Annotated in this window: 32 protein-coding genes and 2 pseudogenes; 1 reads left to right on the top strand and 33 read right to left on the bottom strand. The window is 40.2% G+C overall.

Features of this window, described 5'->3' with window-relative positions:
• Window positions 1–31: 31 nt before the first annotated feature.
• The 15 genes and pseudogenes from QQS39_RS08240 to QQS39_RS08170 form a co-directional block, all read right to left on the bottom strand.
• Window positions 32–322, bottom strand: coding sequence for a hypothetical protein (locus tag QQS39_RS08240; RefSeq protein WP_285805725.1), 291 nt, complete (start codon window positions 320–322; stop codon window positions 32–34).
• A gap of 20 nt (window positions 323–342) precedes the next feature.
• A complete protein-coding gene (locus tag QQS39_RS08235; protein WP_285805724.1) occupies window positions 343–672 on the bottom strand; it encodes a phage tail protein in 330 nt (109 codons plus the stop codon).
• Window positions 673–3,669, bottom strand: a complete 2,997-nt coding sequence (locus QQS39_RS08230; protein ID WP_285805723.1) for a phage tail tape measure protein — start codon at window positions 3,667–3,669, stop codon at window positions 673–675.
• Window positions 3,638–3,913 (bottom strand): phage tail assembly protein T, encoded by a 276-nt coding sequence (locus QQS39_RS08225; RefSeq protein WP_241253972.1) that lies wholly within the window; start codon window positions 3,911–3,913, stop codon window positions 3,638–3,640. The genes QQS39_RS08230 and QQS39_RS08225 overlap by 32 nt, the downstream gene beginning before the upstream one ends.
• 65 nt (window positions 3,914–3,978) lie before the next feature.
• Entirely contained in the window at window positions 3,979–4,368 is a 390-nt protein-coding gene (gpG, locus tag QQS39_RS08220) for a phage tail assembly chaperone G (RefSeq protein ID WP_285805722.1), read from the bottom strand.
• Window positions 4,369–4,439: 71 nt separating this feature from the next.
• A pseudogene (locus QQS39_RS08215) lies at window positions 4,440–4,901 on the bottom strand (phage tail tube protein); the annotation flags it as partial.
• Window positions 4,902–4,912: 11 nt separating this feature from the next.
• Complete coding sequence (gene gpU / locus QQS39_RS08210; protein WP_285805886.1) at window positions 4,913–5,308, bottom strand: phage tail terminator protein; 396 nt, start codon at window positions 5,306–5,308, stop codon at window positions 4,913–4,915.
• Window positions 5,308–5,871, bottom strand: a complete 564-nt coding sequence (locus tag QQS39_RS08205) for a phage tail protein (RefSeq protein WP_285805721.1) — start codon at window positions 5,869–5,871, stop codon at window positions 5,308–5,310. Before QQS39_RS08205 ends, gpU begins: the two co-directional genes overlap by 1 nt.
• 9 nt (window positions 5,872–5,880) lie before the next feature.
• Complete coding sequence (locus QQS39_RS08200) at window positions 5,881–6,123, bottom strand: ATP-binding protein (protein WP_285805720.1); 243 nt, start codon at window positions 6,121–6,123, stop codon at window positions 5,881–5,883.
• A 41-nt stretch (window positions 6,124–6,164) separates the two neighbouring features.
• The gene (locus QQS39_RS08195; RefSeq protein ID WP_285805719.1) at window positions 6,165–6,506 is read right to left on the bottom strand and encodes a DUF2190 family protein; all 342 of its coding nucleotides are present in this window, start codon (window positions 6,504–6,506) and stop codon (window positions 6,165–6,167) included.
• A gap of 88 nt (window positions 6,507–6,594) precedes the next feature.
• Entirely contained in the window at window positions 6,595–8,583 is a 1,989-nt protein-coding gene (locus QQS39_RS08190) for a ClpP-like prohead protease/major capsid protein fusion protein (RefSeq protein ID WP_285805718.1), read from the bottom strand.
• Window positions 8,549–10,039: a phage portal protein gene (locus QQS39_RS08185; protein ID WP_285805717.1), complete on the bottom strand. Its 1,491-nt coding sequence runs from the start codon at window positions 10,037–10,039 to the stop codon at window positions 8,549–8,551. Before QQS39_RS08185 ends, QQS39_RS08190 begins: the two co-directional genes overlap by 35 nt.
• The gene (locus QQS39_RS08180; protein ID WP_004247869.1) at window positions 10,036–10,251 is read right to left on the bottom strand and encodes a DUF6148 family protein; all 216 of its coding nucleotides are present in this window, start codon (window positions 10,249–10,251) and stop codon (window positions 10,036–10,038) included. Before QQS39_RS08180 ends, QQS39_RS08185 begins: the two co-directional genes overlap by 4 nt.
• On the bottom strand, window positions 10,248–12,353 hold the full coding sequence (locus QQS39_RS08175; RefSeq protein ID WP_285805716.1) for a phage terminase large subunit family protein: 2,106 nt from the start codon (window positions 12,351–12,353) through the stop codon (window positions 10,248–10,250). Before QQS39_RS08175 ends, QQS39_RS08180 begins: the two co-directional genes overlap by 4 nt.
• Window positions 12,353–12,853, bottom strand: a complete 501-nt coding sequence (locus tag QQS39_RS08170) for a DUF1441 family protein (protein ID WP_161681291.1) — start codon at window positions 12,851–12,853, stop codon at window positions 12,353–12,355. Before QQS39_RS08170 ends, QQS39_RS08175 begins: the two co-directional genes overlap by 1 nt.
• Before the next feature lie 283 nt (window positions 12,854–13,136).
• Between QQS39_RS08170 and QQS39_RS08165 the strand changes: the two genes are divergently transcribed.
• Window positions 13,137–13,631 carry an ECs1072 family phage-associated protein gene (locus tag QQS39_RS08165; RefSeq protein ID WP_285805715.1) on the top strand — a complete coding sequence of 165 codons (495 nt, stop codon included), beginning with the start codon at window positions 13,137–13,139 and terminating at the stop codon, window positions 13,629–13,631.
• 30 nt (window positions 13,632–13,661) lie between these two features.
• On the opposite strand, the gene QQS39_RS08160 is transcribed toward QQS39_RS08165, so the two are convergent.
• From QQS39_RS08160 to QQS39_RS08075, 18 genes and pseudogenes are all read right to left on the bottom strand, one after another.
• Complete coding sequence (locus tag QQS39_RS08160) at window positions 13,662–14,177, bottom strand: hypothetical protein (protein WP_285805714.1); 516 nt, start codon at window positions 14,175–14,177, stop codon at window positions 13,662–13,664.
• Between the two features lie 441 nt (window positions 14,178–14,618).
• Window positions 14,619–14,843 carry a hypothetical protein gene (locus QQS39_RS08155; protein ID WP_285805713.1) on the bottom strand — a complete coding sequence of 75 codons (225 nt, stop codon included), beginning with the start codon at window positions 14,841–14,843 and terminating at the stop codon, window positions 14,619–14,621.
• Complete coding sequence (locus QQS39_RS08150) at window positions 14,843–15,292, bottom strand: lysis protein (protein ID WP_285805712.1); 450 nt, start codon at window positions 15,290–15,292, stop codon at window positions 14,843–14,845. Before QQS39_RS08150 ends, QQS39_RS08155 begins: the two co-directional genes overlap by 1 nt.
• Window positions 15,293–15,371: 79 nt before the next feature.
• Window positions 15,372–15,767, bottom strand: a complete 396-nt coding sequence (locus QQS39_RS08145; RefSeq protein ID WP_196736589.1) for a hypothetical protein — start codon at window positions 15,765–15,767, stop codon at window positions 15,372–15,374.
• Between the two features lie 8 nt (window positions 15,768–15,775).
• Window positions 15,776–16,318, bottom strand: a complete 543-nt coding sequence (locus tag QQS39_RS08140; protein WP_285805711.1) for a KilA-N domain-containing protein — start codon at window positions 16,316–16,318, stop codon at window positions 15,776–15,778.
• A 199-nt stretch (window positions 16,319–16,517) separates the two neighbouring features.
• Window positions 16,518–16,937 (bottom strand): structural protein, encoded by a 420-nt coding sequence (locus QQS39_RS08135; protein WP_285805710.1) that lies wholly within the window; start codon window positions 16,935–16,937, stop codon window positions 16,518–16,520.
• Window positions 16,915–17,202: a phage holin family protein gene (locus tag QQS39_RS08130; protein ID WP_285805885.1), complete on the bottom strand. Its 288-nt coding sequence runs from the start codon at window positions 17,200–17,202 to the stop codon at window positions 16,915–16,917. The genes QQS39_RS08135 and QQS39_RS08130 overlap by 23 nt, the downstream gene beginning before the upstream one ends.
• 8 nt (window positions 17,203–17,210) lie before the next feature.
• Window positions 17,211–17,600, bottom strand: coding sequence for a putative holin (locus QQS39_RS08125; protein ID WP_014656499.1), 390 nt, complete (start codon window positions 17,598–17,600; stop codon window positions 17,211–17,213).
• Window positions 17,601–17,753: 153 nt separating this feature from the next.
• A complete protein-coding gene (locus QQS39_RS08120) occupies window positions 17,754–18,275 on the bottom strand; it encodes a YagU family protein (protein ID WP_285805709.1) in 522 nt (173 codons plus the stop codon).
• Window positions 18,276–18,601: 326 nt separating this feature from the next.
• A complete protein-coding gene (locus QQS39_RS08115; RefSeq protein ID WP_285805708.1) occupies window positions 18,602–19,297 on the bottom strand; it encodes a hypothetical protein in 696 nt (231 codons plus the stop codon).
• 1 nt (window position 19,298) lies between these two features.
• Window positions 19,299–20,048, bottom strand: a complete 750-nt coding sequence (locus tag QQS39_RS08110; protein ID WP_285805707.1) for a hypothetical protein — start codon at window positions 20,046–20,048, stop codon at window positions 19,299–19,301.
• A gap of 311 nt (window positions 20,049–20,359) precedes the next feature.
• Window positions 20,360–21,142, bottom strand: coding sequence for an antitermination protein (locus QQS39_RS08105; protein ID WP_285805706.1), 783 nt, complete (start codon window positions 21,140–21,142; stop codon window positions 20,360–20,362).
• Between the two features lie 27 nt (window positions 21,143–21,169).
• Window positions 21,170–22,195 (bottom strand): DUF968 domain-containing protein, encoded by a 1,026-nt coding sequence (locus tag QQS39_RS08100; protein ID WP_285805705.1) that lies wholly within the window; start codon window positions 22,193–22,195, stop codon window positions 21,170–21,172.
• The gene (locus QQS39_RS08095) at window positions 22,195–22,902 is read right to left on the bottom strand and encodes a phage antirepressor KilAC domain-containing protein (protein ID WP_109391846.1); all 708 of its coding nucleotides are present in this window, start codon (window positions 22,900–22,902) and stop codon (window positions 22,195–22,197) included. Before QQS39_RS08095 ends, QQS39_RS08100 begins: the two co-directional genes overlap by 1 nt.
• Before the next feature lie 17 nt (window positions 22,903–22,919).
• Window positions 22,920–23,303: a RusA family crossover junction endodeoxyribonuclease gene (locus tag QQS39_RS08090; protein WP_109373182.1), complete on the bottom strand. Its 384-nt coding sequence runs from the start codon at window positions 23,301–23,303 to the stop codon at window positions 22,920–22,922.
• Window positions 23,304–23,365: 62 nt separating this feature from the next.
• Window positions 23,366–23,476 (bottom strand): annotated as a pseudogene (locus QQS39_RS08085) (HNH endonuclease); the annotation flags it as partial.
• Complete coding sequence (locus QQS39_RS08080; protein WP_285805704.1) at window positions 23,477–25,486, bottom strand: phage N-6-adenine-methyltransferase; 2,010 nt, start codon at window positions 25,484–25,486, stop codon at window positions 23,477–23,479. It abuts the pseudogene before it with no gap.
• Complete coding sequence (locus QQS39_RS08075; RefSeq protein WP_285805703.1) at window positions 25,432–26,559, bottom strand: phage replication protein O; 1,128 nt, start codon at window positions 26,557–26,559, stop codon at window positions 25,432–25,434. The genes QQS39_RS08080 and QQS39_RS08075 overlap by 55 nt, the downstream gene beginning before the upstream one ends.
• Window positions 26,560–26,561: the final 2 nt, after the last annotated feature.

Genomic DNA, 26,561 nt, shown 5'->3' with positions numbered 1-26,561 from the left:
CCCGCCGAAGCGGGTCTTTAAGTTAATATTATTATTTCTTCATATCGTTCATATTTTTATCATACTGTCCTTGTATATAATCAAACATCTCTACTGCTCTTAGACACTCTTTGTCTTTTTTATTATCAAGCTTACATCTGTAATAAGTTAATGTGTTTATACTTGATACAGCACTTATATTTTCTACCTGCCAACGGCAAAACTCAGGATCTTTATGTTCCGCACAAACTATATTAATCGTATCAATAATAAAATCTTTTTCTGAAACTTCAGCTTGTGTAAAAAATGGAAATAATAAAACTATCAATACAAGTTTTTTCATATGTCCTCAATTAATAATATTTAAGATACAACTTGTTCGAATTCAGCTGTTATTTCAGTTCTAATCATTCCAGCAGAAGACGACCATTTTCGACATAGTACCTTAATTAATTCTGATTGATGAGGAGGCTTCCATAAAAATGCGCTGATACCAGCATGTTTTTCTAAAAATGACTCAATCTGCAAGCTTTCACTATTTATATAGATCAGCGTTACATTGTATTTTTTTAGATTATTATTAATACCATCAGGGCGACGCTGTTCATAGCCGTCGCCAAATTTCACTGATTTTACTCGAGGCTCAAACTCCTTTTTCATATCAGGTTTGACTTTCCACTTAAATGTTTCCATCTACATAGCTCCACCATCCCGGCGCTGGCTCATAATATAGTCCTGAGCACCACGTTTACTGATTTCATAAATCTTTTTCAAGGCTTCAGGCCCTATTTGACCATTGCTACCATCATTTTGAATAGTTATATGGTTTATCTGAGTAACACCTACTCCTTGATTAGGCATTTTCGCAATAACGCCCAGCTTTCCATCAGCACCACGACGCAAGGGAAAAATACCTTCCGGCCCAGCTTCTCCCATCAAGCCTGCACCTTTTGCAAACGCGAACATGGTAGGTTTATGAACAATCTGCCCACTGTAAGCGCTTAAACTGGCTGAGTTGTAAACCCCACCGTCCGCATTCGCAACTGGAGCACCAAACCCAAAGCCCATCGCCTCTATTCCTTTAACCAAAGACATTTTAATTAAAATATCAGTTAGCATCTTAAGAATCGATTTCGTAAAGTCCTTAAAGTTGGCTTCTCCTTCAAATAACACGTTGGTTAATTGGCTACTAAACCCATTAAGCGCCATAGAAGTGGCATTTTGCACTTGAGAGTTAACATCAAGCGCGGTGTCTTTATAATTGCCCCATGCTGTTTGCGCACCCGCTAACCAATCAGCACGTTTCTGATCTTCAACTTCATAGGTCTTTTGTTGCTCGGCTAACATATTATTTAGCTGTGGGTTCTCTTTTTGTCCTGCCAGAAGTTGAGCGCGTTCTAAGTAACGTTGTTGCTCTCTTGCTGATTTACCCATACTTTCTTCAATTGCTTTACGTTTTTCCGATTGTTGAGCAATATATTTATCAGCCTGATCTTGCATCTTATTTAAACGTTCTTGCAAAGCAACTTCATCACCCACTAATGCAAGTTTTTCCTTTTGAGCAAGAATATTTTCTTTATTTGATAGTAAAGACTTTTCCGCGCTAGTTAATCGACGCGTCAATTGTGCTTCTTCTAAAATTGCAAATTGTGCCTGCTCTTTCTGAAGATCTTTGCGTTGTTGACTGATAACATCATTAGCGCTTTGATGTTTTTTAAGAATTTCTAACTGGGCTTGTAATGATAGTAAATCACGAGAAGCATTTTCCTCTTCTTTATCACCTGCAGGAACTGTATATGGTTTACTTCGACCAGAACCCGGCATTTGACGGTCTCTTAGTCGATAATTAATCATTTTTTCATATTCTTTATACTCTTCTTCAGATAATGCATGTTTATTAGCGTTCAACTTTGCTAACTCTTCATTTCTCCTTGTTTCCCAGCTTGCATATTTATTATAGAATTCTTGTTTAATTCGGAATTTATTTACCTCTGATTGGTTAGCTACTTTTTCAGCTTGATCCTGAGCCTTTTTAAGATCAATATCTGCTTTTTGCTTATTTAAAGATGCAATATTTTCCTGTATCTCATTTATTCTATATTGAGGTGCAATCCCGACATTATTTAAATTCTTTAATAATTTTTCCTGCTCCCTAATTTGCTCTTCTAGTGTTTTTTCTCTGCCTATATCAAGCATGGCATCCCAGCCTTCTTTTGCTGCATTCTTAATACCCACCCATGCAGACTCTAGATATCCAAGATTTTCAACAATATCATTAGCACCGTCATTGATAGATTGCGCATAAGCATCGATTGCCAATCGTGCTGCTTCGGTTTTATTACCTTGTAATTCGAGCGTTCTGATTTGCTCTAATTGGGATGCTGTAAGGTGGTGGTTCGCTTTTTCTAATTCAAGCGACATTTGAAGCGGTTCATCTTGTAAGCGTTTAAACTGATCAATCGTGGTATCAATCGCCTGCCCTGTGATGTAATTCATCTGTGCAGCTGCTTTTGAAACACGGGAAATCTCATTATTTGAAAATACGCCTGTACCGACAACACTCGAAATGGATGATGCCATTTCACCACGCGTAATACCGCCACCCGCAAGAGTTCTCGCCATTTCATTTAATTGACTTGCTGACTTATTGGCGTAATTACCGGTTAATATTAACTGCTTGTTAAATTGAGAAAACTCTCTTTCCGCATCATAGGCTAATTTTGCAACACCCGTTAAACCTGCAGTAATTCCTCCCAAAATACCACCACGAACCAGTGACCCCATATTAAAGGAATTGGCAATACTCTGAAGACGGTCAGATAATGACTTGCTGTTCTTATCAAACTCTTTGGTTTCTTTGCTCGATTCAGATAATCGACGAATATAAATTTCGGCTGAAGAACTGACACCCAGTTGAGACGCTTGATAACGCAACATTTGTTCACGACTTAAATTTTGAGTAGCAACTTGTTCCTTTAATTTTTGAATAAATCGTGTTTTTTGTTGAGTCTGGGATTCTTCTTCACGATTTACTTTTTGTGTTTTTTCTGCTATCTCAGAAAGAATGTTTTTATAGTCTTGTTGATGAATCCTTCCTTTTTTAAATTCATCTGTAAGTCGTGATTTAATTTTAGTTAATTCATTACTGCGGTTACTAAGCTTAGATATGCTATCTAATTGTTGATAATAACTTTCTGCATTTGCACTATATTCATTACGCATCGATCTCACTTTTGCTTTTAACTGCTCTTCCGCGTTAGAAAAATGCTCCATCGACATTTTTCCCTTGTCAAAGCTTTTAGCGAGGCCTTTAGTCACCTCTATCAATCTCTCCAATGGATCGCTAGCCTTTAATGCATTTTCAGCCTGAATTAAAAAATTATTAGCGAGTTCTGCTGATAGTTTTTTAGCAACAGCTTCATCACGAGCAATCCGCTGATAATAATCCGCTCGTTGTTGCTGAGAAATTTCTTGTTGATTGTTAAGTTCTTGAAGAGACTGCGCGGTGCTTTCTGCTGAACTGCGAGCCGATTGCGCCTGTTGTTCAACCAGTTGAGCCATGCGTCGTTGACTAGCTTCGGCTTTTTCTGCGGTTTCTTGCAGTTGACGTTCAACACGCCCCATTTGCTGGCTGAAATCGGCTGTTTCAGCCCCTAAATTAATCGTGAGATCCGCTATTTGTTGGCTCATATCGTACTCCGCCCGCTATCCCTTCACTGACCGCCATCATGGTTTCATCGTCCATATCAACAGCGGGTTTTCGTAATAACACGCTAAAATCCTCTGGCGATAAATTATCACTGCCACCAAAAACACTGGCGACAGTGAAATTAAGCCCAGAAAAAGCATGATCAATGAGTTGGAGGGTGAAGGGAGTTTCATTAAAGAAGTGTAACCAATCAGCGAGTTCGGTCGCTGTCATTTCGCTGAGCATCCTGCGCCAATCAGCGCGTTTAAATTCATGTGACAAACGCAGGATAAATTGATGTTCACGGGCAACTACTTTTCCAGTGACTCTTCCTGTGCATCACTTTGGATATTTTCATTTTCCGCGTTTTCAACTTGTGCCATCCCACTAATCACCAGCACTTCTTTAGCTGCAAGAGCGAGTGCTTCAGGATTCCATGTTGATAGAACATCATTATAAATTTGCTCAACATCATCAGATCCGCCATGTGCTAATGAACGAGACACTAACCACGCATTTGATTCTGTGTTTGCACGAATAATCAGCGCTGTTTTTTTAACACCTTCTATTTTTTCAATATCGTCGTTTTTTTCTGATTGCTCGACTAAAAAATCAAAATATTCAATGCGTTGCAGTGCTGATAATTCATATAACGCAACAGAATTACCACCATAAGTAAACTCTTTTTTCTTTAAAAACATACTGTTACCTTTTATTCATTGTCTTTTTTAATAACGGGCGCACTTTTTCCTTGCTCTGACGCTGATTTAATTTCTTCAGCAAGAGCTGGACGACCACTATTCGTGATCTTAATCGTGCGGGTGATCACTTCTTTTGCGGGTACCGTTTTTCCAAGCGAACTTACCCAGCCACGATAAATATCGACTGCCCCATTCGGATAACGAATGCGATAGTGACGAACATCACCCAGTTGGAACCAATCAACCAGATCTTTTTGTCCTTGCTCACCCGGCTTCCATGCCAGCGTAATATTGGCTTCACCTGCTGATTTTTCCCCCTGAGCAGTCGCTTTCCAATCTGCATCTTCATCGTCAAGATACGTATCGTCATAACTGTCTGCAGTAATTTCACCCGGCTGTAATTCTTTAATTTTTGCCAGTCGCGTCCAATCCGTATCATCAAATGGCGCTTTTAATGGGTCTTCGGTACCGCTATAAATCCAAAGTGTGGTACCAGCACCTTTTACGGGTGCCAATGGGTTTGGTGTAGGCATAATGATTCCTTTTACATTGAGTAACTAATTTGATAATTGAGATCGACAGAACCCCACAACCCCATTTCTTCATCACGATGGTAGTCGTAGCCATTAGGGGTCATATTTTCGATAAGATCGGACAGTGCGGGAATGGAGGTCAGTGCGGGATAAATCACAGCTTCAACCCATTTATCTAATTCAGCATCAGGGCTATTCGCACTGAGAAAAACTTCTATGTGAACAATCGCTTGCCAGCTATCTTCATCAAGGTTTTCACCTGTTGAGACAGCATCCGTGATATACACGGCAACCGCTGGGAAGTCGTTTTCATCCACAAAAAAAGGGCGACCATCAAATACTGCCGCCCCATTGGCATGAGGCTCAATCGCCTCTTTAATTGCGTGTCGGATCTGTGTGTGCTTGATCACCAAACCCTCCCTTTTATATAAAGCCGTAATTGTTGCTTTAAGGCCGATGCCATTTCTTTAGGCATATCAGATTCAATAAGCTTCTCTGACTCTTCGGTGTAAGCCGTTGTTAATGGTGTGACGAGCGAAATTTTAACCACTTCGATGGGATAACGGCTTTGACCAACGCGCTGAAGAATATGCCAGCGCCCATTATCAAGCTGTTGAATAAAGGCATTAGGAAAAGAAAATTTGCCCACTTTCAACACACTTCCTGCTCCTTTTTGATTACCTCGTTTTCTTGATAATTGAACGCGCGCATTACCCAGCGCGATAGCGGGCAAATTACCCCGATTTATCACTAATCTAGCACGAGGTGTTTTATAGCGACTGCTCGCACGATTAAGTCGAACACGTTGACGAATAAGGCGTTGTGGCACTTTCGTTTCGGCTGAAACCCGTTTAACACTATGGCTAATGACACGGCGAGCAACACGGTTAATCGCCATTGCCGTTGCTTTCGGTACCATTTCATCATTAATGCTATTCAGGTTTTTAATGGCTTGCTCTAATCCTTTCATATCACCCACCTATTTAATCCAAATATGTGGCTTCCCATTAAACTTTTGATATCGAGTGATTTGGTAAGTTTTGCCCTCAATTTCAACAGGATCCTTACGGTCAGGTTGATAGGTTGACGAAAAAATAACATAACTCACCCCATCACCACTCATCGGCCCCAATTCAGGGATAAAGTGAGATTCGAGTGCTTGATAAAAAACACCATTAATACGGATGGGAACCCCCATCCGTTCTTCGGTCACGTTATCCATTCTTTTTACCAACCGTTCAAATGGATTCATCGTTTCCTACCTTATGGCGTACCCACTGGTGCGAATACATTAAGCTTAACGGTGACGCTTTCACTCGATGCATCCGCATCATCCCAAACAACACCTGCAGGTGTGCCACCTGTATCCACCACGACATTGTCTTTAACGGACGCCGTCGCACCGGCTTTTAAGGCAATACCGGCTTTCTTGTTCAGCAAGAAAACACCTTCTGAAAAACCATCACCTTTCTCACTAGGTTGAATATCCGTAATCGCAACACAAGCAATAGCGCCAACGTGCACCAGTTGACCACTTTTAATGATCTCTTTTGTGCTATTAACCAGAGCAATTGTGCCACCCTGTTGTACATAATTTTTAGCCATAAAAACTCCTTCCGATGCCGAAGCACCGGATTTTAGATATAAAAAAAGCCCATCAGGGCATCAGGGTAAAACGAAGAAAAAAGACGTCTTATTTACCGGAAACTTTCAGCAGACCACGATAATCAACTGGCGCTACACCCGCATCAATACGCACTTTCGTAGTGACACCATCTGAGGTAAAGCCTTCAAGCTGATCAATATACGGCACATCAATCCCATTTAAGTACGCCACTTCAATGGTGTCGCTACCTTGACGTGAGGCCATATACCAATCTTTTTCGCTTGCATCATCTAAACGAGGTTCGGCAATAATTTCCGCTAAATCACGCACTGGGTTAATAATATTTGCATTAACATCAGCGCCTTTCACACTGCCTGATTTAACCACTTGGATAGCTTGTGTTTCCAGTGTGGTCGGTACCAACATAAACGCGGGACGAATATTTAATGAGCGTTCGCCTTCTTTTTGTTGACGCATAGCTGTACGACCCGCACTGATGGTTTCTACATCCATCCCGCCGGTGATCATGTTTTTATGATCGGCACTAAATAGTGCTTTTTTATCGCTCATTTTTTCATTGTCGATAAGTACCGCATACACCAAATCGCCGACGGTGGCTTTAGCTGCACGACCGAACTTCATTGGCACATCTGTCAGCATGTTCATATCATCATTGATGATGGCTTGACGGGTAATACTAAATAACTCACCGTAGGTCGCTAGCGCAATAGTTTCGCCTTTATCATCGAGCGTAACGTACTTATACTCGGCACCTTCACGCACTTGACGTAAGGAAGGGAATGCCCCTAATCCCACACGGTGTGCGGTTTTAAAGTCACTGAGTTGCCCTTTTTTCGTCCATTTTTCAAAGGTTTCTTCGTTTTCTTCCCAACCCAGTAAAATCGCTTTGTTTGCGACATCCAGCAGGATATTACCGAAGTCAGACGTGCTGTGCGTAAAGGCCATTCCAATCATTTGCATCGGATTATACGTAGCCACACCAACACCACGCTCCGTCAGTGATGCTCGTGCTAATTCACGCAGGGTCATGCTGTTATAGGCGTTATCTTTTTCATAATCCTGATAACCCGCACGCGCCATCACAGAGGCGCGCACACTGTCACCAACGATATTGCCGTTTCCTGCGTAAATATGAACATTATCTTTATTGGATGGCTCAGGATTTTGTTGTTGTGCAACGGTATTGAGTAATTGTTCCCGCGCTTTTTCAACAGAACAACTCGCATCCGCTAAACAAGTGATCATCAAATCATTATGACGACCTCCGAACATGGCAAATAAATCTTTAATACCATTTAAGCGCACTTGCTCATCAGCATAGGAGACATTAGGTTGAGGCGCAGGTGTCGGCGCTGGATTAGGTTGTTGAGTAGGACTCGTCGTGTTTTTAGGGGTAATTTGATTTTTAATTGCACTTGGCATAGATGAAAATTCCTCAATTCGTTTAGATGTAAGACTTGCCATTGCTTTCACTGGCTCAATCACTTTATCGGCGAAACCGTGTTCAACACACTCATCGCCATCAAGCCATGTTTCCTGATCTAACATGGCAGTAATTTCTTCGGTTGTTTTTCCTGTTTTAGCCACATAAGCAGGAATGAGTACGTTTTCTAACTTGTCGAGCAAGTCAGCATATTCGCGCATATCATTCGCATCCCCCCATGAGACGCCCCACGGTTTGTGGATCATCATCATGGCATTTTTCGGCATAATGACCGTATCACCCACCATCGCAATGACTGATGCCATTGAAGCAGCTAATCCATCGATATAAACCGTGATTGTTGCGGAATGGTTTTTAAGTTGGTTATAAATGGCAATACCATCAAATACCTCACCACCAGGAGAGTGAATATGCAGATTGATATGACTGAGATTACCCAGCGAGATTAAATCTTCCGTAAAGCGTCTTGCACTAATTCCCCACCCACCGATCTCATCATAAATATAGATATCTGCGGTTTGGTCTTCTTTAGCTTGCATGCGAAACCAGTTTTTTTGAGTTACTGGCCCCGACATTTTAGGCATCGTTATCAGGTTCTTGTTGTTTAGCATCTTGTGCCCCTTTGTCATTAGCAGGATCAGTATCAAATACCAGTCCTAATCGTTTATTTTCGTCAATTTCGGTTTTACGACGACGCTTCACATCCGCAGGGTTGCCCCCTTTGGCACGTATCCAGTCGCTTTCTGTTGACGCACCACCGCGTAATAAGGTTTTCCATGCCTCAGACTCTTTCTTCGGATCAATCCACGGCATCACAGGTCCACTGTAAACCGCATTAAACAGGGATTTAGCATCAACATCAGGAGGCACCGCAACCACACCACTGGCTATCGCCATTTTTAACCAATTGCGATACATCGGACGGCTAATACCTGCCACAAAGGTATCTTGGAAAATGTTATAACCTTCAAATGACTCCACCAGCTCTTGTCGCTGAGCACTATAAGTACCGTTATAGTCACGGGCGATACTGGAATAACTCCCGCGACTGCCGGCAGAAACCGCACGTAATTGTCCATTGCGAAACGATTGTAGGTTGGGGTTGGGTCGGTCTGATTTGATCATGCCCACTTCTTCACCCGGCTTTAAGCCGTCGTAAATCATGCCCGGCTGAATATCGATGTTACGTTGTTCATCTTCGTCATATTCACCCTCAGGGAAAGAACCAGCATCCCCTTTTTTGATGTACATCCCCAATGAAGCTGCAATACGTGCGGAGGTTAATTCTGCATCTTCGTAATCTTTTAACGCACTTAACCGCATTAAGATCCCCGAAAACAAACTGACTCCCCGCGCTTGATGAAGCCGACGAGTGAATTTCAGGTGCAACATATTTTCAGCATCGATGGTTTTGATATCCCCTAAATTGGCACTAAATTGGGGGAGGTTTTTATACACCTGATACCCTGTGGGTCGCCCCCACTCATTGAATTTAATGCCTTGAATAATCTTGCTTTCAGGCATATTCATGTGGATCGGCACAAAGTCAGGCTCTAAGGCTTCGAGCCAAAAATAGATATTGGCTTGAGGATCTAGCCCTTTGGCTTTACCTTTGACCAGTTGAGCAAATACCTCACCATCACGGAGCCACGTTCTCACCAATAAACGCTCTAATACAGGGCGACTAAATTGCCCTGTCACTTCGGGTAACACGGACCACTCCGCCCAGGCTTGACGAATTTGTGAGGCTAAATCTTCATGGATTTGCCCTGCACCATCGAGAGGTTGCGGTTCGACAATAATGCCTTTTGCCCCGACAATGCGCTCTTCCATCTTATCGAGAATACCGATAGAGATATCGTGATTGTTATCTAGCCATCGTGCTTGCTCCCGTAACGAAGTCCCACCAAACTGAGTCAGTTGGTTACCATTACGATTTTCACGTTTAGCGGGATGAGTGCGAGTGGGTAAAACGGCTTCATAGGCTTTAATTTGTAAGCGAGAGCGGAGGCGCGAGGCTTGCCAGTTTGGGGCGAAATAACCAATAGCGCTGTCTAATAATGTCATCTAAACCTCGCTAATTTATACATCGGATTGCCTCGTTTTCGTGATATCAACGCCGACAAACGAGATTCCCAACGCTCACGACCTTTTATGATCTCGTTGAGATTTTCCATTGTCATGGCTTGTCCATTAAAGGTGATGGATTTTCCTTTTAATACCGCCTCTTCCGCTAAACGGTATTGCTCAATCATGTGTTCAATTTCTTCTTTCGTCATATCCAGCCTCCGCTGTTTGATACCGGTGCCCATGCTGATACGGTAGGCGTTTCCTGTTTTGGGGTTTCGGGTGAGGGTTTTATTTCAGGCTCTGTGGCGATATCGGCAATTGGCGGGGACGAGGAAAGCATTACATCAGGCAATCTCGCCCATTTAGGCGGTTTTTCCCAATTAATATTCTCGTACCCTTTTAATATCACCAAGGCATGAGCGTAAACCATCAGGTCAAATGCCTCATTAGCACCTCGACCCGGCTTTTCCCAATGCCCTTTTTCATCACGCTCTTCATACGTCAACTCGTCATAGAACGATTCATCCAGCCAATCGGGGAAATGAATATAATTAGGCCCGACGGTATCGCGCGATAACGCAGAACTGATCCGGTCTTTAAGTTGGTCTGTTTGCAGTAAATAAAGAGGCACATCTCCTTTGGCTTGGGCGCGCCGTTCAGAACGACTGGTGTTATCGGGGAATGATTTAGTAATTAACTTACTGCGTTTATGCCCATCGCCCTTAAAGAGATAGACTTTACGGTGTAATCCCTCTTTTCGACAGCGACGCCAAAATTTATAGGCATTATCAGTAACGCCATCTTCACCGCCGGAGTCTACGCCCAACATCATGATTTCCATTTCATGGTGAGGATAATGCTGTAATGAATAGGTTTTCTCTAATACATCCGTGATTAATACTTGCCAATCTTCGGGATACGAACCCGGATCGATTCGACGGCATTCACCGTTGTTGTCATAACGTAGGGATTGGGTGATTTCAAAGCGGTCAATCACCCAGCGTTCGCCTTTTTCACCGTAACCGACCACCTGAACCACAAAGCGTCGTTTTTTACCGCCCTGTACGTCAACTGTGGCAACCAAGAATCGCACACCATCTGGCACAACTGATTCTTCCCAGTTTTCTACACGATTGATTAATTCATCACTCTGACGCTGTTCTTGTGCAACTTTCGGCAGATAAGGCAAACCCCAGTCTGTATTAGTCACTGACTTTAATGTTTCTTCACTGCCCGTTAATTCATATTCTTGCTCTGCACCAACAAACTTATTTACTAGTTGAGCCCATGTTTGATAAGCGGCAGCTGGCCCTTCCATCCAAAATGATGCAAATCTTGAGTAGCGAGGGTTACCCGTTATTTTCCCTGTTTTATCAATTGATTGCCCCTCTATCAGCCATACGCCTTTATTGTTTAATGTTCTTTTTTGGTCATGTTCTATCTTTGATAAACAGTGAGGGCATTGAAGATAAGCATTTTTACCTGCTTCAAAGGGATCATCCGTTAATGAAAACCCAACCATGTTATCTTTTATAGGTTGAAAATATTCACCGCAATGTGGGCAAGGCCAATACCAACGACGGCGATCACCTCGGTTATAAAGTGATAAAATCCCTGTTGTGGGTGGTGCCTCATGAGGCAATGTTCGGCTCCACTTTGTATTTGTTATTTCACGACCAGGAGAGCTTTCCACCAGCGTCATGCCAGCAGACATAAAGGTGGTTGTCCGTTTTGATGCTAGCGAAAATGCATCACCTTCACCGTCAATATTCTCAGGAAAGCGGTCATAATCCGTTAAAGCAACAAAGCGATAGTCTGATGACGACATAATATTGACAGTTGGCCATCCTATTTTTAGGTAGTTTCCCGCTCTAAATGTTTTATCGTGAACGTTATTATCGTTTGTGCGAGGACTTAACCGCTTTGATACCTCTTTACTGACTCTAAATGTTCTATCCAATCGTTTTTTAGAGTGCTCTCTGGCTTTATCCTCTGTCATTTGAATTAATAAAAAATCAGCAGGATCACAGACAATGGTGTAAACAATCCATCCATCAATTAACGCTAAGGATTTACCTGTTCGAGCTGGACCCACAAAAATAACAGCATCATATCGCCTTGATGTTAAACAATTCATAGGCTCAATAATGTAAGGTGTTAATGTGTCATCCCAAGGTAATGAGCTACCACCATCAAGAGGAACTCTCATATATTTTTTAACGGCTTCCGCGACAGGTAATCTGTTTGGTGGTTTTAATAGTGTGGATACATCACGACGAATGGATGAAGCGGAAGCAAATCTTACTGTCATTATTCCTCCATCGCTTCTGCATTATTCACTTCACTGGATAGCAGCTCTCTCATTTCATCAATAACAATTTGAACCTGCACTAATTGTTCTGCATTCCATCCGTGATCTCGCTCTAACCTGTCTGGCCACGTTTCCAGAACCTGAGCAATCGCCTTGACAATAACCGCCATTTCTCGATGAACTTCTGATGCTGGAATAAGTTGTTTTAATGTAGTTTCAAATTTAATTCTTTCATTTTCAGACTGATACCAATCTTTTCTATCTTTAGGAAACATGAGGTCAGGATCTTGAATCCCTTCCCCACCTTTACTGTCATCTGCAAAAATTATTGGCCCAACATCTCGCAATGCATAAACAGGGTTTCCTCTGACTGTATTAGCAATGGGAACATTAGCTTCTAATAATCTCTTTTTAACTGTGCCTCGGTTTAGCCCGAATGCCTCAGCAATCTTTGCAACACTCCAGTTATAGGCGTCTCCCAGATTGCTGACATTAGACATCGACACCTCACTTGGTCAGGTGATTTTCTTGTTTTTTAATAAAAATCAATATGATAAATAGCCTTGAGGTGACAACAATTAAATAATATTGTCACCTCAATACTGTTTATATCTATATATATCAATCGATTATGAGACCTGTTGCTGACACCATGAAAATCAGAAAACTAGCCGTTTCCCGCGTGCGCGTCGCCCCGTGGAGAGGGTACCCCGACGGGAGTACCTTTTGACTTTAGATCAAAGCCTACTATCATTTTCTTTTTATTCTTTAAGGAAAATTGAAATGTTAAATATTAATACGATTCACAGAATAGAAGAGATTATCGAGGCTGGAATAATAAAATCCCACAATATTGATCCCGAAAACCTCACCCTTCTAACAAAACTAAAGATTGCTAGGCGAATGAATCAAATGATCAGACTTTGTCTTTATATCGAATTATATAGAAGAAAAAATGCCACTAATTTTGAACCATTATTAGAAAGAAAAGCATTACATCATGCTATGCGTACTTTGTTTTCTATAGATCCAGTGAAAGCACAACTGTATCAATTAAAAGATATAGTTATTCTATTTCACAACGAAATTAAAGAACTTTCTCTTACTGGTGATGCCAATAATTTTATTGAACAGCTTGATAAGAATGTGGAGTATTACAGCTCTAAAACAACGGCATCTTGGCGAAACACAGACATTGAATATAGATATATGTCCGATTATCACTGGGATGAATTCCCTATTGAAGAAACTCATAGGCTTCTTGGTGAAATAATCTAACACCTATAAATAAGGTGAGATATCTCACCTTTACTTTTGACTACACCACGTTTTGTTAGTGAATTCCCTTGCCATATCTGCAAATACTTTATTCTGAGTTTCCATTACTCTTTTTAACTCAGTGATGGCAACATCTTGTTGATTGGCTTTCATACGCAAATCTGCCAACTCTGCCTTAGCGTCCTGATCTAGTTGATAACTGACAGCTGCATTTTTTAGTGCCACGAAATTAATAAAGGCATCTTTAATAAAAAATTGACCAGCTGGCTGAAAGAAAGGTTGTGAATTTGATTTAGGCTTCACACCTACATCTTGCATTAGTTGCTTAATACGATTGAGTTGTTTTTCTAACTTATCTAACTCAGTGGTATCTACTGAGACTTTGTAAATCAGCTCACCTATTTCTTTTTTAGGATGGTTAATGGTTATCTTTTCAGGAGCCTTACCAACCATTGAAAATTTTAAATTACCATTCGCGTGATAAGTGGCGCTGTACGAGGTTGTCTCAATGCGAGCAGAACCATCATCATTAATCGTTATATTCATTTATTATCTCCAATAAAAAAGCCACCAGCTATTAACTGATGGCTATCTCTATAAACTCTATCACCGCCACTCAATGAATGACGTTTGTAGAATTAATAATGTCTCTCCATTGTCACGCCGTTTCTTCTCTCATAGCTGACGTTGCTACTCGTACTAGAACTGAGTGGATTCATTGTTTTTGATTCTTACTATGCGCTCACAGTGAGGTAATGCAGGTCATAGCTAACATAGGAGACAGCGACAATGCGACGCATAAAAAAGCCCCACTATTGAGCGAGGCGATTGTTTTCTAAAAACTTACGTTGATTATTAACAGATTGGCTTACTGGATATTGGTAATCTATCGTTTTCACACATACTAGTGAAAGCCCTGTGGGCGCCCAAACTCACAGGGTTCTTTTTATCTACTTAATTCAATTTCCCGTATTGCTTTCTTGTCGGCTACTTAATTGGCTTTCCCATTTTAATAGCCCACTCCTCGTATGGCGTGAACTGGTGAATTACTTCTGCTAAATCCAATAACCATTCAGGCCACCAATTACGAACAGCAACACGACACTGACCATGAACATCACCAACATAGATTGGAACGATACACATAAATAAGGCGTAATGGTCATAGTCTTGTTTAATTTGCTCTTTGGTCAGTCGCTTAAAAATAGCCATTACTGCGAACACTCCGTTTTAATGTAATCCTGCAAATACAAAGTTTGCTGTTCGTTCTCGACTATCATTTCTCTGAGACGTAGATAATCTTGCTCAACTGCTTTGTTAAGTCGTGCGGAGGCTTCATTGCTTCCGCTTTCGGTGGAATTCTTGGTGACTGCTGGACACTCGGCTTTGATGTACACCCGCTTAGAACCAGAGCTAACAGCATCACGAAGAGTGTTGATTTCATTCTTTGCACTAGCTAACTCCTGTGAGTAACGAATATCGAGTTGATTTAATCGAGTGATACGGGATTGATAGTCTTTATTGATTTCGACTTGTTGGGATAACTGAGTGGTTGCTGTGTTGTAGTCTTTGCTTAATTTGTTGTAGTCACCTATTACCCACCAAAGCCAGAATGCAAGAATGAGAAAACCACCAGCCGAAAGCTTCGTTAATATGCTCATGAGTTTTCATCTCCTTAAAATTAAGGATACACCCTTTCAAAAAAGAAAAAGGAGACTCTAAAATCAGAGGCTCCTCACATCAGTGCATGCAATTTTGCAGGCTGAGTGCTTTTAATCTTCCGTTTTTTGTATCCGTTTCCATTTGCGCTAAGCCCTCAAGGAGTTCTGATATTTCGTCTACAGCTTCATGCGTTAATTCATGACGAGGAAATAGAGAAATAATGACATTAGGATCTGCCTCTGCATTACTTTTCAGCATAGACATAAAATGTACTGCGATATCAGAATCAGACAACTCTCCAGCACCATAATAAGAAAGGAGAAAGCTCTGTAATGATTCAACACCAAACCGAATATCGCCTAATGAAGTTCTAAAAATAGGACGACAGTGCATAGCGACTTGCCTGATTAGAAACAGTTCACAGACAATGTAAGAAACGGTTTTAATTTTCTTATCTAGATCATTATCCTTCATATTGTCGATTACCCCTCCCTTTCCATTAATGACACCAAATCAGGATCCATTTGAGCAATAATATTCAGCCTTGCCGTTTCAAGCATTTTCTTACGTCCACCGACTCCCCAGTTATTCATTCGTTTACCGCAATAGCTAAGATCACCTTTTTCATTACTAATTTGTAAATCAAGGCGGTTTAACTTGGTCATATTTGAAATTCCATTAAGCGTTGCCTCACGGAATGTTTCATACACACTGATTTCAAACTCGGGCTTAATCCATGCTGCATAACGGATGGCAAGAAGTTCAACAGCCCATACACCTTGCTCATCACCACCATTAATAACTTTAAGTGATTGATTTTCTTCCAGAGGACTTTTTTGTCCTCTGGCGTCAAGGGCAGAAACAAAGCGTTTTACAGAAGCGCTACGAATAAATTTACTGGGTTTTTGCGATTCATTTGCCTCTCCTTTCAATACTGCAGCTGAGTGCAAATCATTCAAACTATATCGACCTGTATTATCAACTCGTACTGATACACCATTAATTATGACTTTTGGGTATTTCATTGCATATTTCCTATAGAAAGAGAGCCTGTTAGCACAGAAAAGCCGCCCCAAGAGAGCTTGCCAGCTATAACGGCAGTTCTCAGGCTCACTTTCTGTAGGCTCTTGGTTATTTAAATGTGCGTGCTATGCACAAAAAGTAAAACTTAGATACAAAAAAGCCCCACGAATGTGAGGCTATAAGATGGGAATAATCGCTGAGTTAAAGTAACAACCAAGCATCTTCAAAGACTTTATCTGTGTAAGGTTGATAGCCCAACTCAACGCTAACAATGGCTGTTGCTAAGGCTATCCCTGTTTTTTTATCTGCTGTATTGATGCGCTCGTTAATACCAACGCCTATTGATACTGCTGCACGATTAATGTAACCGGAGGTATTATTTTCAACTGGCGGTGCATACTTATTAATGATTGCTGATACTGAGTTCAAACCATATTTACGTTGATAGGTTTGGGTTAACTTATAAATTGCTCGGATGCCGTATTCTGGCGACTCAAAGACACAGAATCGAGGATTAGACACTCCTGTTTCAATACCGACCAAACCTTTCCATTTATTAAATGGGTTATAATCAATATTACCCGGATTGTTATTGCGTTCACCGCGAGCTATCTTTGCCATGCCTGACACCTCTGAATATTTGCATTATGTTTCCACGACTCAATAAGATGAGTACGCATAGTGATAAATTAATGCTGACTTCAAATGGATCTGCATGCGTGTAGTCATTCGTTAATATTCGTAACGGAATCGAACCTAGTAGAATAATGAGTACCCACGCTATAAATGACGGGATAAATTTATATTTAGCACCGTTACGGTCATAGTTAATGAGTCGAATAACAGCAAGCAGACATGAGAAAAAGTTGATGTAAATCCAAAACATTGAGATGGTCATCTTCCACCTCCTCTGAATTTATCTATCAGGTTATTAATAACGTTGTTGATACTGTCTGTGAGCGCACCGGGTTTAGATATCGTTACTAACACACCAACCAAACCAGCCGATGAGAACATTGCACCAACAGAGCGATCGACCTCTCTATCTCCGATAATGCCACTCAGTAGTGACGACATGAAATCAGCGCCTAATATCCCGATCGCAAATGCAACCGTGAAATACGCCCATCGTTTTAAAAGCCGGATGTCATGAGCAGACAATACAAATATCACCGCCCCTGCGAACGCACCGATTACAACGCCTGCGTCCATACCCGAATAGAGACCTACAATAGAGACACCCGCTAACGAGGCGGTTGCTGTGCCTGTTAACGGCTCTTGCATATATGTAGTCCTGATTAGTTAATAGAACGCCGACTCACATCTCTTGCGTGAATTTGAGGTGTTGTGATTGATTCTGTGGTCGGCATATACGAAAAAAGACCGCCTAGGCGATCTTTAAGAGATTTATAACAGATTAATGCTGAACTTCCTTATCTATTCAGCATCTTTTTCTTTAGTTAAACAATAACGCAAATTTTGTCTAATCGCTTCAATTGACCAGATCCAAAAAGCTGTTCCGATAAACTCAGAAACTAATGCTTGATAACCTGCTGTCCAAAGCCAGCTAGATAGCCCTAATAATGGTACAACTAAACCATGAGCAAAAACAGAAACACCAATACCAAAACAAATACCGTGTAATAGTTTAACCTTTGGTAAGTATTCAGCAATAACACAATATATCACAGCGATAACTATTGAGAATAATATATGAACACCATTACCGCCCCAATTAATACTATATCCCATCCAATGATAAGTCATAGTATCTATATTTAATCCTAGTTTTTCTAATAAGACGACTGGAGGTGGTGTCGTTTCAAGTGTTCTCGGTGGAATTAGGTCTTCAAAACCAGATTTTACTAAAGCAGAAAAGATACCCGCTATAATACCAACGTATATTGCTATACCAATATGCCTAGAACTTTTTTTCGTTAATTTAAACAAATCAATCATTATATATACTCGCTCTATAAATTGAATATTATGAGTATAGTAGAGATAAGAATATCTGTTTATTATTTTAATTTAGTTAAATACTGCAGATTTATCCTTATAGGATAACAATAAATTTCATCTTAAATATAAACAAACAATCAATGAAAACAAAAAACTTCCAACAAATTTTTTAATTAATAATTATAAATATATAAAAAAACAAAACCCCGCCAAAGCGAGGTCTTGATAAAATTCAGTGTGGTAAGTAATAAATCGCCCACTATTTAAAGATGATAAGGCAGTTCCGGACAAAATGCAATAATACCTATCAATAACTTACTTTTCTAACCCCGTACAGAATCATAAAAAGTAATACTTAAAGGGGATTCAAAGTCTAATGATGAGGCTGTAACTACTGTTATCTGCTTCATCATGTTAGCTAAATAGTTCATCTTATAAAGTTTAAGTTCAGAGCTATTACCATTTTGTCCAAAGTAATTTTCCCCTTTTTTATTTTCTAAATCTGAAACTTCAATCTTGCTTACCCTAAAGCTACCTTGAGGATTTTTATCTGAATGGTTAGAAAAACGAAAACTTGCTTGAAATTCAAGATTGAAATATGTGTAATTTTCACCTGAACCAAACGCCAAACCAACATATGCTGATTCACTCATGTGTTCATCCTTTAGGGTATATGGAAAATGCAAAGTAATAGTACTTTGGCTAGAAGGAAGAACTAGAATACCGTCAAGATTGTGGCTATAAGGGCTATTTACAGAAGATATTATAATCGGTGAATCAGTGCAGTTATTCAACCTAATATCTAGTGGTGTGGTTCTGACTTTTTTTAATTCGGCGGTCTTCTTTTTCCCTTTCAATACTTGCGAGGCAACAGACACTCCAATACCAGTCAGAAGTGAAAAAAAATCAAATCCTCCTCCACGACTGTTTACGCCTTGTGCTCTTAGATAATTCACATGGTGCTTCACAAGTTCTTCATCTTTATCATAACCAACATATTCGTAAAATGCTCTATCCATATCAGTTATCTCCATTAATAAAGAAAATATTTAAGCTGGAATCATTATTCTGTTGCTCCTCAGCTTTTGTTACAAAACCAGGAAGTATGCCGATACCTAAGTTAAAAAAGCGACTAAATCTCTCACTTTTTTTTATTTCCGCCATTTCTAATTGAATGGGTTTTTCTTTATTCTCATTAAATTCTCCTTCAAGTGTTTTCGTAGGATGTTCATGGTCATCCTCTTCGTATACTATTGTGTGGATTTTTTTTGGTATTATGGCATGCCCATTACCATATGAAATTGAGGTGAACACCAGCTTATAGTGATTAGGATAATGTTCACCATCAAAAACAATTAGTGGTAACTCAAATTTTTCATCATTTTTTAGACCGCCCCTTATGGATAAATCAATTGTGCCCGATTCACCTTGACTTAGAGGGAAAAATGTATTTTTAGGCTTTATATTTTCAGCATTATCCGGAATGTCTATATTCAGAATATAAACATTATGATTAGATAAATTACAGATACTGACAGAAAGAGCACTCTCTTCCTCTTCAGAGTCTTTCGTTCTATGTTTAAAACCAAAACCTGCAGCATTTGCCACAGATGTAAATAGGCCTAAAACAGAGGTAGCTTCACTCATTCCATCTGATAAAGGTCCTCTATTTTTCTCTTGATTACTGAGGAGTGCGATTACCCTCCTTTGAGCCATACTAGAAGAATAAAATAACAGCTTGGAATTTGAACTACTAGTGCGAGGTTCCATATTTTTATCACCTAAAATATATTATTTTTATTTGTTTATTAAAATAAATTAACATTAATTTTACTTACATATTGAAGTTAGCAGAAACCTAAATCATGTCAAGAAAGTAATCTAGATATCAGATATTCGTATATAAAATTAGATTTAATAAAGATTAAAAACAATAAGGTAAATAAAAAATCATCTTATCTACTTTTCCTTTGAGTTATTATTTAATCTATAAAATTACTAAATTAACTACATATCATTTACTGACAAGCCGTATTAATTAAAAGAAAAACAAATGAATATTAAAAAACAAATATTAATTATCATTTGATTAGTCCAATAAATATCTGCTCAGCACGACTTTCTTCGATGAAACATTTATTAACTAAACTTTCATAAAAGGGTTTCCAATTTCTGCGCCATGTTCTCTCATTTAATTCAGGAAGTAGCTTGCTAATAGCCTGATATGCGACTGAAGAAGGCATTCTTTTATAACCTCGGCCAGAACAGCGTGGGCAATCTTTAAATGCAGGAATACCACCTTGTAATTCTGTTTGTTCTTCATCTAAAACCTTACCTCTACCTTTACAGCGACAACGATAGGTTAACGTTCCTTTTCCATTGCAGATTTGGCACAACTCACCAACAAGCTCATTTTTTACTTTAGGTTCAACAATAACATCGCCATTAAAATTGATAATGCCTGAGTATTTTATTACATCATTACAATTGTAAACTATACCTTTACCTTTGCATGCTTGACATTCACAAACCGAACCTGCTGAACGGGCATAATCCTCGAACGCCATCTTAGCGAGGATCACTAAACAGTAACCTAGTTTGTTGCCTGCTGATTTAGCCACCAGCCTAGGTGTGATTTTAAGTGCATATTGCGTTAAGTGTTCTAAGGTGCTGAACTTGTCCTCTTCGCTCACATCATTCTTAGCAAAAAAAGCAGACATACCAAATTTAGCGCGATGTTCAGTCATGCCAAGTGCTCCTGCAGTGTCCATCCCCTTCATTCTGTTGGGATCTGTACAGTTTGACGTATCGGTGATCATCGGTGACTTTGGATAAAATTGTTTTAATGCTGACTCTAGTTTCATGCTAATACTCCTCGTGCCGTACACACGTTAAATAAATGCACCGATGCCTAATGAACGGTTTAAAAAATGAAATAACAATTCGACTTGATTGCCATGAGTGGCTTCCCATAGTTTGGGGTCACAATGTAACTCGTCATGGTGAATGCGACACAATGGAATAGTGAATAAGTCGTGAGCCTTAGTACCCATACCGCCCATGCCATGCCCGATAATATGGTGCGGATCATCAGCCTGTTGCCCACACACGCAACACGGTTGAGTTTTCACCCATTGCAACCATTGGGTATTTTCCCAACGTTGCATTTTAGGTTTCAGCAGAAACGATGCTGGTGGCTCCGGAACGACAGATACTTTAATAACCGGCTTTATCGCATCTAAACGTTCATTCATTGCGGATAATGCGGTTACGTTGCTCGGGATAATGTCAGCTTCAGGAAAACCACCGTGAACTCTGCGTTCTTCTTGTTTATCTGACCAATTTAAAATCTGGCGTAATATCGCTTCGGGTAATTCATCGATAACGTTATGCATAACCGCAAAGGTGAAAAAATCAGGTATCGTTAGCTGGTGGCTACTATCTAATCTCAACCGAAAACGAATAGTGTCTAACATCCAATTGATACGATTTTTATGAGCTAATTCAGCAACCCACCCCGCTGATGAATTTCTAATATGGTTATCATGATGCCAACAAGTGCGGATCACACCAGCCTCATTAAATGTTGTTACTAATTCATGGTGATGATAATTATCTTCATCGTTATCAATCTGACAGCATTGAATATGACGGATAACCCACGTATCCATCTGTGAAACTTTATCGATGGTGTGGATCACTTTTTTGTTATTGAGAAATTGAACAATGTGCTTATTGTTTAAAATTGGCTGTTCATCACCTGTTAATGCACCTGAGGGCAACACATCTAAGCTTTTAGGCACATCACTGATGATCACACGGTGGTGCTTTTTAAATTGCTCGAGTAATTCAGCACCCGGTTTAAGTAACACAACACCCAATTCTGGCTGAATGTAGGGAGTTAACAGTAATTTCATTAGATGATATCCCCTACTTTATATTCAGCCCATAGCCCTGCGATCCACTTCACGCCTTTAGCGGTAAACCGTGATTGTGCAAATGAATGGTTATTGGTTTGGTTAGTGCCTGTCTTTATCTCAAAGCGACCAAGGTCTACATGGGTTTGATAAGGCGTAAAAGTATTATTCAGGCGGTACATAATTTTCTTATCTATTAGAAAACAGCGAAAATCCGTTTCTTTCACCTGCAGTAATTTACACACTTGGCGAAACGTCATAGAACCTGTGGATAAAACATAATTATCAACAAACTGAGCCTTAGGTGTAGCAATCGCCAATTCACTTTCTAGCTTTTGTTTTTCTTCTGCTAAGTCTGCAGCTAATCGCAATGCCTCCGGTAATGTTTGAGGAATGAGAGGTTGCATTTTTGACTCTAATTCCTGCCAGCGATCGACAATTTTCGCTGTGAACTGAGGTGATAATCGAGCCACCAGCACTAAGGAGTCTCTTTTATTAAAACGATATTCAGTATATTGATTGCCGTTATGCTCAAAAGGGAACTCAGCCAATGGCTGGGTTAAAATTTGAGCAACAAAAAGCCTATCTGCAGAACGTTTAACATCTGAGTGATTACTGCCTGTTAAACTGGCAATCTCTCTGCTCGACATGGTTAATTCGCGATTCATTGCGGGTAATGCTGAAACTTCCATTGTTCTTTGCATCATGCTATTTCTCTCCACTTTTACTCGTGACCGTACATCACGTTATTAAATGAGCGGATAGTGATTTCTAATTTTCCACCCTTTACGACTTCCATTAACATCACATCCATATGCTTCACTTGCTGATCATCTTCCCAAACACCCGCATGTGTTAATGCATCAAACGGGGCTTTTAAAAAGTTATCAATATCTCTGCGCTGTTTTGTGGGCGGGTATAAGCGAACCAGGACAGAAACATTTTCTTTAATTGCTTTAGGTTTTCGTTTTAACTGCTCATACACAGAAGCAATGGTGTTAATTCGAAACTTACGCCCTTTTTCACTGATCAGCGTTCTACCTTTAATGTTTCGCCAATACGAGTTAACACTAGGTGGAAATGGCAACGTGAGCATGAGTTCAGGCATAAGTCCCCCATAAGCCAATCAGTAATGTCACTACAAACCAAAACCCAACGAACAAAATGTATTTAGTTAGCATTTGCATCCCCTTGGTATTGTTCAAACCAGAAAATTACAGGTTCATCAACAAGCTCAATCATTCCAAAACGCTCCGCTGTTCTAAAATTCACAGATGATTTTCATGCGACACCTCTCGATACAAGCCATTTCGCTTGTTCAATAAATGTTTTACCGATCTGCTCTAATTCATCACGATGAATGTAATCAAACTTTTTACCCATCCACATTTTGTCGAAAACAACTATTGCCCCAGCAAAGAATGCACCGGTTGGTTTCTGTTTTTCATCTGCGGGAACAAACCACTCAGGAACGTCAAAACCAATACGTCCACGAATAAAACAAACGTGATCCGCTTCTTCTGGCCACCATGTTTCTGATGTAGCTGCTTTTAATAAAAAAACATATCGACCGTGTTTTTCACGCATAGCTAATGCATGACTAATGATATGACCAACACCTGTTAAAGGTTGACCTTCGTGATATGAACTACGTGAGTAAGGAGGGTTGCCAAATGCTGAACCGCCGATTTCTTTCAGCTTTTCTGACCAGTCTTGAGTGAGCGCATTATCTTCCTCTGTGTAGAAATGTGGGCATTTGCTGTTTTGACCATCAGTGAATAAATCTAAAGTAAACGGTCCATATTTAGAGTTGATGCCATAGTAAAGGTTATCTGGTGATCGCCATTGGTCACCAATTTCTTTTAATTTATGCGTGGACTTTGATTTCAATAGAGTAAGCTTTCGCGAATACTCATTTATCTTTTTTACTTCAGCAACAACATTACAAATACGATCACCAATCCAATGCATAACTGGTACAGCCATTGAATTACCAAGCGCTCGATAACGGTGCCCATCAGGACAATCGTCAATAGCTTTATTTTTAAAAGGAACTTTAGTGTGATTATCGGGAAATCCTTGTAATCGCTCACATTCAATAGGTGTCAATCGGCGAACAATATTATTAATATTTACACCATGAACATCTGTTTGCGTTAACGTATATGAAATATCAAGCTCATTAAAACCATTGCCATTACCACCATTTTCAGGCTTTCTGCCAATGGTGTTACCAGCAAGAGCAATTGCAGGATGTTGAGATGCCTGTAAACAACCCGTTAATTCAGAGTTAGCCCCCAATGTTGCTGATGTATTCCCACCAGCTTGATGATTAAAAACAATCAAGTCAGTGGCACTTTTATCATCACGGCTTCTTAATGTAGATGCTGAATCATCTTGGGTATACTGACCAAAAGATTGTAATCGGAATGTATCAACAACATGAAAATCACCAGTAAATGCCTCTTGATTTCCAAGCCAGTGTTTAGCACCACAATTTGCTAAGATTGTTCCTGTTGTTTTATTGCCACTTGCAAGGCATTCTCCAGCATTATTGGTAATTTCTTCTGCCTGCGCTCTGCCCGTCTCAATATCCCCTCGCATGCCTGCTTGCTCAAATAATACTTGTGAGACACTAATGTCTTTTCTAGCAGTTGCGATAACGAAGATACGACGACGTCGTTGGGGCACTCCGAAATATTGAGCATCAAGGATCCGCCAACTGATAGTTCTTTGGGGTCCAGACACATAACCCGCGTTTGACCATTTTTTCCCTGCTGGCTTAAGTTCTTCACTTTCTCCAGCGAGTCCAGCAAGGAAGCATCCGAATGCGTTATCTTTACTACTGAGGACTCCTGGCACATTTTCCCAGACGATAATGGCTGGCTCTTTCCCTTCTTTTGTTCTAATTTCATCAATACAATCCGCTAATTCAACAAATGATAAAGTTAATTGCCCTCGCTCATCACTTAAACCACCACGCAATCCTGCAACGCTGAACGCTTGGCATGGTGTACCACCCACCAATACATCAGGCGCAACCACTTCGTTAGCTTTTAATTTGTCAGTAATAGTGGTCATATCACCTAGGTTTTTAATTTCTGGCCAGTGATGACTTAGTACAGCACAAGGAAATGGTTCTATTTCACTAAACCATTCAGGCTTCATGTTCAGAGGTTCCCATGCAACACTAGCTGCCTCAATTCCAGAGCAGACAGATCCATAAGTTAAACGCATTACATTTCCTCCTTGGCTAGTTGCTCTGCTACCTGTTTCCAAATGCCACGCCATGCAGATAATCCAGCAACATCACTCATTCGCCCTAATCCATTTTTTCGAGCTTGAATTGCTGATAACTCCTGAATTTTATTTTTAGGTTTCCAACCAGTACTGAAAATTAAACGGAATGTCTCATCACGCTCAACAGTATCAATAGTGATTTTTTCTTCACCCGCTAAACGCAATGTGACGTTATCCCACTGCTCCCTTAGCTTTTGAGGACATTGAATATTCTTTTTCCAGAAATCATCTTGAGTAATGCGCTTGTAGAGTTGGCAAATTTCTTTGTGTGAGCGTCCGTCAATCGTGCTCATTAAGCGAATATCATTAGCCCATTCCGTGAAATTAGGCTCTTTAGGTGCTTGAAGCCCCATATCTTCGAACACTTCACATTTGCGAGCGAATAACCACTGAGCACATTTTAAATCGTCAGCTGAACCCCATTTTTGGAAGTTAGCGCTGTAAATCACCGCTTCTGGATAACGAGTTAAAAAATCATTTTTCGGCTGGTCGCTGGATTCGTTAGAATTCTGCGACGAAAGGTCTTTAGTGATCTGTAAGTTTTTATCTGAGTTAAGATCTGTATAAAGATAGGATTCCTCACTTTCGACGTTTCCATGATTCTGCATTTCTGCGGTTTCCATTCCGCAGTTTCGACGTTCCGATTCCTCACTTTCGACGTTTCCATTCCTCATTTTCGACGTTTCAGAAATAGACGGGAAAATCATAGAGATAAGTTTATTGCCATCTATCTTGTAGTGAGTAACAGGGGTACCGTTAACCTTTTTTGTCTTAGTTTCAATCACACCAGGGAAATACTTTTTGCGTAATTTATCAACGAGGCGTCGAGCTTGCTCTTCACCAGAAAGCCCGTGAATTTCTTCTGCCAGCTCTTCATGGCTTTTATAGAACCAACCATCATCAGCACTTGATGAAACGCCAGACCAGAAGACAAGCTGATTTAAAATTGCAGACAAGGCGTGAGCTTGTTGATCACCTTTGAAAAAATCTAAATAGGGAACAGGAATAACAATGACGTTTTTCTGCCCTGACATAGCTTGTACAACATCAAAAATAGTCGTCATAG

Origin of the sequence: Proteus appendicitidis, from assembly GCF_030271835.1 — a bacterium.
Taxonomy (GTDB): Bacteria; Pseudomonadota; Gammaproteobacteria; order Enterobacterales; family Enterobacteriaceae; genus Proteus; species Proteus appendicitidis.
The sequence above is the reverse complement of the archived record's forward strand: the minus strand, read 5'-3'. Positions and strand labels throughout refer to the sequence as shown.